The sequence below is a fragment of the Burkholderia sp. CpTa8-5 genome, from assembly GCF_017815045.1.
Classification (GTDB): Bacteria; Pseudomonadota; Gammaproteobacteria; order Burkholderiales; family Burkholderiaceae; genus Burkholderia; species Burkholderia sola.
The window spans coordinates 45090-58837 of sequence record NZ_JAGIQD010000034.1; the positions used below are offsets into that span (position 1 = coordinate 45090).

Consider the following 13748-nt stretch of genomic DNA (forward strand, 5'->3'; position numbering starts at 1 on the left):
CCTTGCCGCGTGTTTCTCCACGCGCCATTTTTCCGATGATTTTTCGTTTCCGGCTGCTTTCCGTGACGATGCTGGCCGCCGCGCTGGCGCTGACCGGTTGCGACGACCAAGGCCATCTCGACGTGCAACGTATCAGGGACTTCTTCAACGCGATCAAGCCCGCGCCGCTGCTGCTGAAGGGGCTGAAGGTCGGCGAATCGACCGAGGCCGACGTGCGTGGCACGATGGGCAAACCCGAGACCGAGCGCACGTTCACCGACGGCTCGAAGCGTCTCGAATATCCGCGCGGCCCGATGGGCAACCAGACGTGGTTCGTCGATCTCGACGCGAACGGGCGCTACACGGGCGCGACACAGGTGCTGACCGCCGAGAATTTCGCGAAAGTGCGCCCGGGGATGGACGAGGACGAGGTGCGGCGCCTGCTCGGCAAGCCCGGCGACGTCGCGCAGTATCCGCTGAAACCCGAGACGGTCTGGAGCTGGCGCTGGCTCGAGGACGGCGTCAACACCGACGCGTTCTTCAACGTCCATTTCGGCCCGGACGGGCTCGTCTATACGACATCGCGCTCCGACATCCTGAAAGGGCGGTGACGCTCACGCGCGGCGCTTCTTCAGCCAGCCCGCGCAGCGCGTCGCGGGCATGAGCGAGCGATTGTGTGGCGTCGGTCCGGATCTGCCCATTCGGCCTGACGGCCAAGCCGGCGCTATATCGAAAAAGCGACCGGAAAATTGCAAAAAGCCCGCTTCCCGGCGCGTCATCGGACTGTCAGGAAGCGGGTTTTTTCCTTTTGAAACAGCGGCGTAGGCCGTGCGCAGAAATGATGGGACGAATTGTTGCGACGCAGCAATCGCGCGCACGGTGATTTGAGGCAAATAATTTCGCTTGCGACTATCCGCGTCAGCCCGGCGCGGGACAGGCATACGCGTCGGCATTCATTCAACTCTGGAGACGCGCGTGTTCCTTTACGGCTTTGGTCCCGTCCTCTGGGCCGGCACTGTGCAGACCATCGAGCTGTCGGTGCTGTCGCTCGCCACTGCGGTGGCGCTGGGGCTGATCGGCGCGGTGGCGAAGCTGTCGCACAACCGGGTGCTGCGAGCGATCGCGACCGGTTATACGACGCTGATCCGCTCGGTGCCCGACCTTGTGCTGATGCTGCTGCTGTTCTACAGCATCCAGATCTGGCTGAATCAGTTCACCGACCTCGTCGGCTGGAACCAGATCGACATCGATCCGTTCGTGGCCGGCGTGCTGACGCTCGGCTTCATCTACGGCGCGTACTTCACCGAGACGTTTCGCGGCGCGTTCCTGTCGGTGCCGCGCGGCCAGCTCGAAGCCGGTTCGGCTTACGGGATGAGCGGCGCGCGCGTGTTCGTGCGGATCATGTTTCCGCAGATGATGCGCTTTGCGCTGCCGGGCATCGGCAACAACTGGCAGGTGCTCGTGAAGGCGACCGCGCTGGTGTCGATCATCGGTCTCGCGGACGTCGTGAAGGCCGCGCAGGACGCCGGCAAGAGCACGTTCAACATGTTCTTCTTCATCCTCGTCGCGGCGCTGATCTATCTCGCGATCACGACCGTCTCCAACCTCGTGCTGATCCAGCTCGAGAAGCGTTATTCCATGGGCGTGCGGCACGCAGAACTATGATCGAGATCCTCCAGGAATTCGGCAAGGCGTTCCTTTTCTGGGACGGCCAGCGCCTGTCCGGCCTCGCGGTGACGCTGTGGCTGCTCGTCGCGTCGATTTCGCTCGGCTTCGTGTGCGCGGTGCCGCTCGCGGTCGCGCGCGTGTCGAGGAACAAGTGGGTGTCGATGCCCGTGCGGTTCTACACGTACGTGTTCCGCGGCACGCCGCTCTACGTGCAGCTGCTGCTGATGTACACGGGCATGTACAGCCTCGAGTTCGTGCGCTCGCACTCGCTGCTCGACGCGTTTTTCCGCAGCGGTTTCAACTGCGCGATCCTCGCGTTCGCGCTGAACACCTGCGCGTACACCACCGAGATCTTCGCCGGCGCGATTCGTGCGATCCCGCACGGCGAGGTCGAGGCGGCGCGGGCCTACGGGATGTCGCCGTTCACGATGTACCGCCGCGTGATCCTGCCGTCGGCGCTGCGCCGCGCGCTGCCGCTGTACAGCAACGAGGTGATCCTGATGCTGCACGCGACGACCGTCGCGTTCACCGCGACCGTGCCGGACATCCTGAAGGTCGCGCGCGACGCCAATTCCGCGACCTACATGGCGTTCCAGTCGTTCGGGATCGCCGCGCTGATCTATCTTGCGGTATCGTTCGCACTCGTCGCGGCGTTTCGCCGCGCGGAGCGCCACTGGCTCGCGTATCTCGCGGCCGCCCGTCATTGAATTACTTCGAGGAGAGCCAGTTGGCCGAGATCACTCAAACGAGCGCGTCCGCTTCCGTCAAGCTTGCCGCGGTCGACATCCACAAGCGCTATGGCGACAACGAGGTGCTCAAGGGCGTGTCGCTGAACGCGAAGGCCGGCGACGTCATCAGCATCATCGGCGCGAGCGGCTCGGGCAAGAGCACGTTCCTGCGCTGCATCAATTTTCTCGAGCGGCCGAATGCGGGGCAGATCGTCGTCGACGGCGAGGCCGTGCGCACGAAGACCGACCGCGCCGGCGCGCTCGAAGTCGCCGATCACAAGCAGTTGCAGCGCATCCGCACGAAGCTCGCGATGGTGTTCCAGCACTTCAACCTGTGGGCGCACATGAACGTGCTCGAGAACGTGATGGAAGCGCCCGTGCACGTGCTCGGCATTTCGAAGAAGGAAGCCGAGGAGCGTGCGCGCGAGTACCTGGAGAAGGTCGGTCTGCCGCCGCGCGTCGAGAAGCAGTATCCGTCGCATCTGTCGGGCGGCCAGCAGCAGCGCGTGGCGATCGCGCGGGCGCTGGCGATGCATCCGGACGTGATGCTGTTCGACGAGCCGACCTCCGCGCTCGATCCGGAACTGGTGGGCGAAGTGCTGAAGGTGATGCAGAAGCTGGCCGAGGAAGGCCGCACGATGATCGTCGTCACGCACGAGATGGGTTTCGCGCGCAACGTGTCGAATCATGTGATGTTCCTGCATCAGGGGCGGACCGAGGAAGAGGGCGATCCGAAGGAGGTGCTGGTGCGCCCGCAGAGCGAGCGGCTCAAGCAGTTCCTGTCGGGCAGCCTCAAGTAACGCGACAGGGCAGGTTTCAACGTGGTACCGGTGTCTCGTCCCGCAGGCGCCACCCGCACGACGCAGGTGGCGATCGTTGCATTGCCGCCCGTGTCGATGTCGGGCGTGGGTCCGATCGTCGATGCGCTGAATCTCGCGAACGAGATCGACGGACGCCTGCTGTATCGCTGGCAGGTGTGTTCGTGGGACGGTCGGCCGGTGCCGCTCGCGGGCGGCGCGCAGTGGCATGCCGATGCGGCGTTCAACGATGCGATCGCGTGCGACTGGGTAATCGTCGTGTCCGAGCGGTTTCAGCAGTTTGCCGATTACCGGTTGTTTCTCGCGAGTCTCGCGCGGGTCGGGCAGCGTACGCCCGTTGTGACCGGCATTCATCACGGCGTGTGGTGGCTGGCGATGGCCGGGCAGCTTTCCGGGTATCGCGTGAGCGTGAACTGGGAGACGTATCAGCAGTTCGCCGAGCAGTTCGAGCGGTCGATCGTCACGCAGCAGATCTTCGAGATCGATCGCGATCGGGCCACCTGTGCCGGTGGGCAGGCGACCGTCGATTTCATGTTGGCCATGATTGGCCGGGAACATGGGGTGGATCTCGCGGAGCGGATTGCTGATGCGCTCGGGGCCGGGACGCTGCGGAGTGGTGAGGAGCGCCAACGGATTCCTTTTGTTACCGCGCCCGGTGAGCGACATCCTCGGTTGAATGATGCTTTGCTTTTGATGGAAGCCAATATCGAGGATCCGCTTACTACCGATGAGATCGCCGGGCTCGTCGGCGTTTCACGCCGGCAACTGGAGCGGCTCTTTCGACAGTATCTCGGGGCAATGCCCTCGAAGTATTACCTCAATCTTCGGTTGCTCAAGGCAAGGACGCAGTTGCAGCGGACCAGCAAGTCTGTCGTTCAGGTTTCTCTCGCTTGTGGGTTCTCTTCTGCTGCGCACTTCTCTAACGCTTATCGCGAAAGGTTTGGTGTTACGCCTCGGGAGGATCGAAGAGCGTGGCTCGAGAAGCAGACCGGCGGCGGCAGCGAACCTCGGGGTGGGGCGCTCGTCGAGCGCGGGAAGGATTGAGATCCGGGTTTGACTTGGTTTGGTTGGCGGTCCGCCCGCGGTTGGCGTGAAGCACCTGCGATCGTGTCGGTCTATTAGCGTCGCCCCTCCGCGGGGCAGCGGTCACTTTTCTTTGTCTTGCCAAAGAAAAGTAACCAAAAGAAAGGCGCTCGGATATCGCATAACCTCCCGGTGCCATCGCCAACAAAGTGGTCCGCACAAAAGTGTCCGCGCCAGTCAGGAATCCGGAGTGGTTCGAGCAATGGTTCTGACATCTCTCGTTACCCCACGGAGTGGTATACCGTCCGCTAGCTCCATCCTCGCTACGCTCGGCTGGAAGGTACTTCAGGGCGGGGAGGGCGCTCTTGCTTCCTGCATGAACTGTCGACTGCCAGGCACTTTTTCTGCTCTCCGCATTTGTATGACCGGATCGTTTGACGATCGATGTCTGCGCGAGACGATGTATTTGTGTCCCCCATTTTTTTCACGGGCAGAGCAGCGAATTCCCGTTTATCGAAAGTAGAGCGAGTGCCTTGCAACGGGCGGAAGATGGCGGCATTGGCCGGGATGGACCTATCGGCCGAGCGAAGCGAGGACGGAGCTAGCGAGCGGTATACCGCTCCGTGGGGCAGGCAGTGGTGTCAGAACCATTGCTCGAACCACTCCGGATTCCTGACTGGCGCGGACACTTTTGTGCGGACCACTCTGTTGGCGATGGCACCGGGAGGTTATGCGATATCCGAGCGCCTTTCTTTTGGTTACTTTTCTTTGGCAAGACAAAGAAAAGTAACCGCTGCCCCGCGGAGGGGCGACGCTAATAGACCGACACGATCGCAGGTGCTTCACGACCCGGGAAGCCGACCCCAGACGAGCGAGAAAAAGCCCCAAAATACCGACACGGCGTAGCCGCCCCGGCCAGCCCGAAAGGGCAAAACCAAAACCTTCCGATAGAACCCGTCGCAATTCCGCAAGACGCTTGCGTCACCCTTCCCTAAACTTGATCCTGTTGAACCCTCTTACGAAACCGAAAGGAACGACCATGACGACCTCGACCGTGACCCGCCAGACATTCGACGAAGTGATGGTGCCGGTATTCTCTCCCGCGCCGTTCGTGCCGGACCGTGCAGAGGGCTCCCGCGTGTGGGACACGGCCGGCCGCGAGTACGTGGATTTCGCGTGCGGCATCGCGGTCACGTCGCTGGGCCACGGCCACCCGGAACTGCTGAAGGTGCTGGACGAACAAGGCCGCAAGCTCTGGCACATCGGCAACGGCTACACGAACGAGCCGGTGCTGCGCCTCGCGAAGCGTCTCGAATCGCTGACCTTCGCCGACCGCGCATTCTTCGCGAACTCGGGCGCGGAAGCGAACGAAGCCGCACTGAAGCTCGCGCGCCGCGTCGCGTTCGACCGCCACGGCGCAGACAAATACGAAATCGTGTCGTTCGTGCAGTCGTTCCACGGCCGCACGTTCTTCACGGTCAGCGTCGGCGGCCAGCCGAAGTACTCGGAAGGCTTCGGCCCGGTGCCGGAAGGCATCAAGCACCTGCCGTTCAACGACATCGAAGCCGCGAAGGCCGCAATCGGCCCGAAAACCTGCGCCGTGATCGTCGAGCCGGTGCAAGGCGAAGGCGGCGTGATCCCGGCCGATCCGGCATTCCTGAAGGCACTGCGCGAAGCGTGCGACGCCAACGGCGCACTGCTGATCTTCGACGAAGTGCAAACGGGCGTGGGCCGCACCGGCCAGTTCTACGCCTACATGGACACGGGCGTCACGCCGGACATCCTGACGACCGCGAAAGCGCTCGGCAACGGCTTCCCGATCGGCGCGATGCTGACGACGAACGACCTGGCCGCGCACTTCAAGGTCGGCGTGCACGGCACGACGTACGGCGGCAACCCGCTCGCATCGGCGATCGCGGACAAGGTCGTCGAACTGATCGGCGACCCGGCGCTGCTCGAAGGCGTGCGCGAACGCAGCGTGCGCCTGAAGGGCGCACTCGAACGCATCAACGCGCGCTTCGGCATCTTCAAGGACATCCGCGGCAAGGGCCTGCTGGTCGGCGCGGAACTCACCGCCGCATTCGACGGTCGCGCGAAGGATTTCGTCACCGCCGCCGCCGAGCACGGGCTGATCATGCTGATCGCCGGCCCGAACGTGCTGCGCTTCGTTCCGTCGCTGGTGATCCCGTTCGACCTGCTCGACGAAGGCGTGAAGCGCTTCGAGAAGGCGGTCGAACAAGTGCTTGCCGCACAGGAAGCCACCGCGCGCTGATCGGCGCCCCCATCGCAGACAGGAACGACGATGCTATTTGTTCGCCCCGGCAAACTCACGGATCTCGATGCGCTCGCGCACATGGCGCGCACCGCGCAGCCGGTCCTGCACTCGCTGCCGCACGACCGCGCGGCGCTCGAAGCGCGCGTGGCGCTCTCCGAGGATTCGTTTCGCGCGGACGTCGACTTCGCCGGCGAGGAGTTCTACCTCTTCGTGCTCGAGGATTCGACAACCGGCAAGCTGCTCGGCACGGCGAGCATCGTGGCCGCGGCCGGCTACTCGGAACCGTTCTACGCGTTCCGCAACGACGCGCTGATCCACGCGTCGCGCGAGCTGCACGTGAACCGCAAGATCCATGCGCTCACGATGTCGCACGAGCTGACCGGCAAGAGCCGGCTCGCGGGCTTCTACGTCGATCCGTCGTTGCGCGGCGACGCGGCCGCGCACCTGATCTCGCGCGCCCGGATGATGTATATCGCCGCGAACCGCCGCCGCTTCACGCCGGAAGTGTTCACGCTGCTGCTCGGCGTGAGCGACGGCAACGGCGCGTCGCCGTTCTGGGAGGCGGTGGGCCGCAAGTTCTTCGGCCGCGACTTCACCGACGTCGACATCGCATCGGGCGGTCGCAGCCGCACGTTCATCGCGGAAGTGATGCCGGCCTATCCGCTCTACGTGCCGCTGTTGCCGGAAGCCGCGCAACGCGTGCTCGGCGAGCCGAACGAAACGGCATTGCTCGCGTACGACATCCATCTCGAGGAAGGCTTCGAGCCCGACCGCTTCGTCGACATCTTCGACGCGGGCCCGGTGCTGACCGCGCAGGTCGACCGCACCGCGTGCGTGAAGCAGGCGTCGGAGCGCGTCGTGCGCGAGGCCGCGCATCAGCAGGGCGACGTCGCGTACATGGTGTCGACGGGCAGCGGCGAATCGTTCCGCTGCGTGCTGGCCGACCTGCCGGGCGACACGGCCGATGCGCGGAGCACCGAGGCGCCGCTCGCCGGCGACGTGCGCGCGGCGCTCGATGTGAAGGAAGGCGATGTCGTGCGCTGCGTGCCGCTGCATCGCCGCGACGATGAAGATTTGAAGGGAGACGCAGCATGATCGTCGTTCGGGTCGTACAAACGGGCGACGTCGACGCGCTCGTGTCGCTCGCGCAGGAAACCGGGCCGGGCCTGACCACGTTCAAGCCCGACCGCGACGCGCTGGCCGCTCGCATCGAACGCTCGCGCCGCACGCTCGAAGGCCACGCGGCGCCCGGCGAGGCCGGCTACTTCTTCGTGATGGAAGATTCGAAGACGCGCGACATCGCGGGCGTGTGCGGAATCGAGACGCAGGTCGGCCTCGAACAGCCGTTCTACAACTATCGCGTGAGCACGGTCGTGCATGCGAGCCAGGAGCTCGGCGTGTGGACGCGGATGTCCGCGCTGAACATCTCGCACGACCTGACGGGCTACGCGGAAGTGTGCTCGCTGTTCCTGAGCCCGCGCTATCGGACGGGCGGCGTCGGCGGCCTGCTGTCGCGCTCGCGCTTCATGTTCATCGCGCAGTTCCGCGATCGCTTTCCGGAACGCATCTGCGCGGAACTGCGCGGCCACTTCGACGAGGACGGCACGTCGCCGTTCTGGCGCGCGGTCGGTTCGCACTTCTACCAGATCGATTTCAACGCGGCCGATTACCTGAGCTCGCACGGCCGCAAGTCGTTCCTCGCCGAGCTGATGCCGCGCTACCCGGTGTACGTCGACCTGCTGCCGCAGGACGCGCAGGACGCAGTCGGCCTCACGCACCGCGACACGCTGCCGGCCCGCAAGATGCTCGAAGCGGAAGGGCTGCGCTACCAGAACCACGTCGACATCTTCGACGCGGGCCCGGTGCTCGAATGCCATGTGAACGACCTGCGCACGGTGCGCGAGAGCGTCGTCGTGCCGGTTGCGATCGGTGTGCCCGACGCGCGGGACGACGCGCGGGGCGGCCATCCGCCGAAGTCGCTCGTGTCGAACACGTCGCTCGGCGATTTCCGCGTCGGCGTCGCGCCGGGCGTGGTTGAGAACGGCGCGTTCGTGCTGTCGGCCGACGATGCCGCCGCGCTCGACGTGAAGGCCGGCGATCCGGTCCGCGTGCTGCCGCTCAAAGTCAAACAGGGATAAACGAATCATGACGGAACTCTTCATCGACGGCGCCTGGGTCGCAGGCTCGGGCCCCGTCTTCGCGTCGCGCAACCCGGGTACCGATGAAATCGCATGGCAGGGCGGCAGCGCATCGGCAGCGGACGTCGACCGTGCGGTCGCGAGCGCACGCCGCGCATTCGCCGGCTGGTCGGCGCTTGACTTCGAAGCGCGCTGCGAAATCGTCAAGCGCTTTGCCGCGTTGCTCACCGAACGCAAGGAAGCGATCGCGACCGCGATCGGCCGCGAGACCGGCAAGCCGCTGTGGGAAGCGCGCACCGAAGTCGCGGCGATGGCCGCGAAGGTCGGCATCTCGATCCAGGCCTATCAGGAACGCACCGGCGAGAAGCGCCAGGACATGGCCGACGGCGTCGCGGTGCTGCGTCACCGCCCGCACGGCGTCGTCGCGGTGTTCGGCCCGTACAACTTCCCCGGCCACTTGCCGAACGGTCATATCGTGCCGGCGCTGATCGCCGGCAACACCGTGGTGTTCAAGCCGTCGGAGCTTGCCCCGGGCGTCGCGCGCGCGACGGTCGACGTGTGGCGCGAAGCCGGGCTGCCGGCCGGCGTGCTGAATCTCGTGCAGGGCGAGAAGGACACCGGCATCGCGCTCGCGAATCACCGCCAGATCGACGGGCTGTTCTTCACCGGCAGCTCGGATACCGGCACGCTGCTGCACAAGCAGTTCGGCGGCCGTCCGGAAATCGTGCTCGCGCTCGAGATGGGCGGCAACAACCCGCTCGTGATCGGCGAAGTCGAGGACCTCGACGCGGCCGTGCATCACACGATCCAGTCGGCGTTCCTGTCGGCCGGCCAGCGCTGCACGTGCGCACGCCGCATCTTCGTGCCGCAGGGCGCGTTCGGCGATCGCTTCCTCGCACGCTTTGCCGACGTCACGTCGAAGATCACGGCCGACGTGTTTGACGCCGATCCGCAGCCGTTCATGGGCGCGGTGATCTCGGCGCGCGCGGCCGCGAAGCTGGTCGATGCGCAGGCGCGCCTGGTCGAGCAGGGCGCGAAGCCGATCATCGCGATGACGCAGCGCGATCCGCGCCTGGGTTTCGTGAACGCGTCGATCATCGACGTGACGGGTGTCGCGAACCTGCCCGACGAAGAACATTTCGGCCCGCTCGCGCAGATCGTCCGCTACGCGACGTTCGACGAAGCGATCGAGCGCGCGAACGACACGGCGTTCGGCCTGTCCGCGGGCTTGCTGGCCGATGACGCCAACGCATGGGATCACTTCCGCCGCACGATCCGCGCCGGGATCGTCAACTGGAACCGCCCGACCAACGGCGCATCGTCGGCCGCGCCGTTCGGCGGCACGGGCCGCTCGGGCAACCATCGGCCGAGCGCGTACTACGCGGCCGACTATTGCGCGTACCCGATGGCGTCGGTGGAAAGCACGCAACTGACTTTGCCCGCGAGCCTGTCGCCGGGCCTGCATTTCTGATCGAGGGAGCGACGATGAACGCACAAGAAGCCAATTTCGACGGGCTCGTCGGCCCGACCCACAACTACGCCGGGCTGTCGTTCGGCAACGTGGCGTCGCTGAACAACGAGAAGTCGGCCGCGAACCCGAAGGCCGCCGCGAAGCAGGGGCTGCGCAAGATGAAGCAGCTCGCGGACCTCGGTTTCGCGCAAGGCGTGCTGCCGCCGCAGGAGCGGCCGTCGCTGCGCCTGTTGCGCGAGCTCGGCTTCTCCGGCAAAGACGCGGACGTGATCGCGAAGGCGGCGAAGCAGGCGCCCGAACTGCTCGCCGCGGCGAGCTCGGCGTCGGCGATGTGGACCGCGAACGCGGCCACCGTCAGCCCGTCGGCCGACACGAGCGACGGCCGCGTGCATTTCACGCCGGCGAACCTGTGCAGCAAGCTGCATCGCGCGATCGAGCACGAAGCGACGCGCCGCACGCTGTCGACGCTGTTCGCGGACCCCACGCACTTCGCGGTGCACGAAGCATTGACGGGCACGCCGGCGCTCGGCGACGAAGGCGCGGCGAACCACACGCGCTTCTGCGCGGAATACGGCAAGCCGGGCGTCGAATTCTTCGTGTACGGCCGCGCCGAATACCGCCGCGGCCCCGAGCCGAAGCGCTTCCCGGCACGGCAGACCTTCGAGGCGAGCCGCGCAGTCGCGCATCGCCACGGGCTCGCCGAGGAAGCGACGGTCTACGCGCAACAGGATCCGGACGTGATCGACGCGGGCGTGTTCCACAACGACGTGATCTCGGTCGGCAACCGCGACACGCTGTTCACGCACGAACGCGCGTTCGTCAACAAGCAGGCGATCTACGACACGCTGACCGCCGCGCTCGACGCACGCGGGGCGCGCCTGAACGTGATCGAGGTGCCCGACGCAGCGGTGAGCGTGAACGATGCGGTCACGTCGTATCTGTTCAACAGCCAGCTGCTGTCGCGCGCGGACGGCTCGCAGGTGCTCGTCGTGCCGCAGGAATGCCGCGAGAACGCGAGGGTCGCCGCCTATCTCGATCAACTGGCTGCCGGCAACGGCCCGATTCACGACGTGCTCGTGTTCGACCTGCGCGAAAGCATGAAGAACGGCGGCGGCCCCGCGTGCCTGCGTCTGCGCGTCGTGCTGACCGAAGCCGAGCGCGCGGCCGTCACGTCGAACGTGTGGATCAACGACACGCTGTTCGCGTCGCTCGACGCGTGGATCGACACGCACTATCGCGATCGCCTCGCCCCGGAAGACCTCGCCGATCCGGCGCTGCTCGACGAATCGCGCACGGCGCTCGATGAGCTCACGCAGATCCTGCGCGTCGGTTCGCTGTATGACTTCCAGCGCTGAGGCACGGATGCCGGCCGCCGCGCTGCTCGACGACTTCCTCGCGTTCACGTTGGCCGGTGGCGCGCCGGCCGAACGGGACGGCGCGTGCGCGGGCGGCGCGGTGCGCTGGCGCTGGCTCGGCGACGGGCTGCTCGCGTTCGAACCGGCAGCCGCCGACGCGGCGGCGCGCGCGAGCGTGCTCGTGTCGGCCGGCGTGCACGGCGACGAGACGGCGCCGATCGAGCTGCTGTCGATGCTGGTGCGCGATCTCGCGGCGGGCGCGCTGCCGCTCGCGTGCCGGCTGCTGGTCGTGCTCGGCAACGTGCCGGCGATGCGTGCGGGCGAACGCTATCTCGACGACGACCTGAACCGCCTGTTCAGCGGCCGTCACGCGCAGGTGAGCGCGAGCCGCGAAGCGCCGCGCGCCGCGCAGCTCGAGGCGGCGGCCGCCGCATTCTTCGCGGCCGCGCCGGCAGGCAGCGCGCGCTGGCACATCGACATGCACACGGCGATTCGCGCATCGGTCTTCGAGCAATTCGCGCTGCTGCCGCATACGGGCACGCCGCCGACGCGCGCGATGGTCGAATGGCTCGGCGATGCACGCATCGCGGCCGTGCTGCTGCATACCGCGAAGGGCAACACGTATTCGCATTTCACGGCTGAGCAGTGCGGCGCGCTCGCGTGCACGCTGGAACTCGGCAAGGTGCGGCCGTTCGGCCAGAACGACCTGACGCGCTTCGCGCCGGCCGACCGCGCGGTGCGCAAGCTCGTGTCGGGTGAGCGGCGTGACGTCGACGCCTCATTGCCGCGGGTGTTCACGGTGATCGATCAGATCACCAAGCAGAGCGATGCGCTGGAGCTGTTCGTCGCGGCCGACGTCGCGAACTTCACCGCGTTCGCGCGCGGCACGGTGCTCGCGCAGGACGGCGACTACCGCTATACGGTGAAGCACGACGAGGAACGCATCGTATTTCCGAACCCGACCGTGAAGCCGGGTTTGCGCGCGGGCCTGCTCGTCGTCGATACGACGCGCGACACGCTGGCGGCGCTCGTCTGATCGACGTGCAATCGTGCGGACCGCGCATCGTCCGGCAGTCGATTCATTTTTTGCGATGACGCCCGCCCGCTGCGCGGACGGCGCGCTTGCATATTTGCGACACCGTCTTGCAAGTTCGACGGGTCGCGCGGCGGCCGCCGTGCGCGCAGCGCAGCATCGCGCACCGGCGGCCGCTTTGCCGTATCGGGCCGCGCGGATTGGTACAATCGCGGCCTTGCGGCTGTTGCGCCGCATCACGGCGCCGCGTGGGCATTGTCGGTGGCATTCGACCCTGCAATGATGCATGCGTCCGTCGTTCCGGAACATTCGAGTATCGAGGAGAACACCTGATGAAGTTGGATTGGCGTAAAGTGGCCGCGCACGCGGTGGTAGCGGCATCGGCGGTGGCGGCAGGCAGCGCGTTTGCCGCGGATCTGAAGGAGATCCGGTTCGGCGTCGAGGCCTCGTACGCACCGTTCGAATACAAGACGCCCGACGGCAAGCTGACCGGCTTCGACATCGACATCGGCAACGCGGTGTGCGCGAAGCTGAAGACGAAGTGCGTGTGGGTCGAGAACGACTTCGACGGCCTGATCCCGGCGCTGCAGGCGCGCAAGTTCGACGCGATCAACTCGGACATGACGATCACCGACCAGCGCAAGCATGCGATCGCGTTCACCGATCCGATCTACACGATTCCGAACCAACTGATCGCGAAGCAGGGCAGCGGCCTGCTGCCGACCCCGCAATCGCTGAAGGGCAAGCGCGTCGGCGTGCTGCAGGGCACGATCCAGGAAGCGTACGCGAAGAAGAAGTGGGCGCCGGCCGGCGTTGATGTCGTGCCGTATCAGACGCAGGATCTGGCGTATGCCGACCTGAAGTCGGGCCGTCTCGACGCGACGTTCCAGGATTCGGAAGCGGGCTCGAAGGGCTTCCTGACGAAGCCGCAAGGCCAGGGCTTCGCGTTCGCGGGCGGCACGGTCAGCGACGCCGAGATCCTCGGCTCGGGCGTCGGCTTCGGCCTGCGCAAGAACGACGCGGCGCTGAAGACCGCGCTCGATCAGGCGCTGAAGGACCTGAAGGCCGACGGCACGATCGACAACCTCGCGAAGAAGTACTTCAGCGTGCCTGTCACGCTCAAGTAAGCGCCTCGCTCGATCGCACGATGGTAAAAAACCGGCCGCTGATGCGGCCGGTTTGCTTTTGGTGCGCCCGGCAGGGCGCACTCACTTGGAGGTGAAAGTCCTCTACACGCCCGGCAAGGGGAAGTGTTAGCCA

The 13748-nt window shown here is 66.0% G+C and carries 12 protein-coding genes; all 12 read left to right on the forward strand.

The window, feature by feature from the left end; genetic code table 11:
• Nucleotides 1-35: 35 nt before the first annotated feature.
• On the forward strand, nt 36-590 hold the full coding sequence (locus J8I35_RS30965; protein ID WP_050011421.1) for a hypothetical protein: 555 nt from the start codon (nt 36-38) through the stop codon (nt 588-590).
• 364 nt (nt 591-954) lie between these two features.
• Complete coding sequence (hisQ, locus tag J8I35_RS30970; protein WP_011544981.1) at nt 955-1644, forward strand: histidine ABC transporter permease HisQ; 690 nt, start codon at nt 955-957, stop codon at nt 1642-1644.
• The gene (locus J8I35_RS30975; RefSeq protein WP_006476443.1) at nt 1641-2354 is read left to right on the forward strand and encodes an ABC transporter permease; all 714 of its coding nucleotides are present in this window, start codon (nt 1641-1643) and stop codon (nt 2352-2354) included. Before hisQ ends, J8I35_RS30975 begins: the two co-directional genes overlap by 4 nt.
• Before the next feature lie 20 nt (nt 2355-2374).
• Complete coding sequence (locus J8I35_RS30980; RefSeq protein WP_006488736.1) at nt 2375-3175, forward strand: ATP-binding cassette domain-containing protein; 801 nt, start codon at nt 2375-2377, stop codon at nt 3173-3175.
• Between the two features lie 21 nt (nt 3176-3196).
• Nucleotides 3197-4237 (forward strand): GlxA family transcriptional regulator, encoded by a 1041-nt coding sequence (locus tag J8I35_RS30985; protein ID WP_089488286.1) that lies wholly within the window; start codon nt 3197-3199, stop codon nt 4235-4237.
• Nucleotides 4238-5255: 1018 nt separating this feature from the next.
• On the forward strand, nt 5256-6488 hold the full coding sequence (locus tag J8I35_RS30990) for an aspartate aminotransferase family protein (protein WP_209928742.1): 1233 nt from the start codon (nt 5256-5258) through the stop codon (nt 6486-6488).
• 30 nt (nt 6489-6518) lie between these two features.
• Nucleotides 6519-7586 carry an arginine/ornithine succinyltransferase subunit alpha gene (aruF, locus tag J8I35_RS30995; protein WP_209928744.1) on the forward strand — a complete coding sequence of 356 codons (1068 nt, stop codon included), beginning with the start codon at nt 6519-6521 and terminating at the stop codon, nt 7584-7586.
• Complete coding sequence (gene astA, locus J8I35_RS31000) at nt 7583-8629, forward strand: arginine N-succinyltransferase (RefSeq protein WP_089488287.1); 1047 nt, start codon at nt 7583-7585, stop codon at nt 8627-8629. Before aruF ends, astA begins: the two co-directional genes overlap by 4 nt.
• A gap of 7 nt (nt 8630-8636) precedes the next feature.
• A complete protein-coding gene (gene astD / locus J8I35_RS31005; protein ID WP_124594725.1) occupies nt 8637-10100 on the forward strand; it encodes a succinylglutamate-semialdehyde dehydrogenase in 1464 nt (487 codons plus the stop codon).
• A gap of 14 nt (nt 10101-10114) precedes the next feature.
• Nucleotides 10115-11455, forward strand: a complete 1341-nt coding sequence (gene astB / locus J8I35_RS31010) for an N-succinylarginine dihydrolase (RefSeq protein ID WP_050011414.1) — start codon at nt 10115-10117, stop codon at nt 11453-11455.
• 7 nt (nt 11456-11462) lie between these two features.
• Nucleotides 11463-12491 (forward strand): succinylglutamate desuccinylase, encoded by a 1029-nt coding sequence (gene astE / locus J8I35_RS31015; protein WP_176016678.1) that lies wholly within the window; start codon nt 11463-11465, stop codon nt 12489-12491.
• Nucleotides 12492-12820: 329 nt separating this feature from the next.
• Complete coding sequence (locus tag J8I35_RS31020; RefSeq protein WP_050011412.1) at nt 12821-13615, forward strand: ABC transporter substrate-binding protein; 795 nt, start codon at nt 12821-12823, stop codon at nt 13613-13615.
• Nucleotides 13616-13748: the final 133 nt, after the last annotated feature.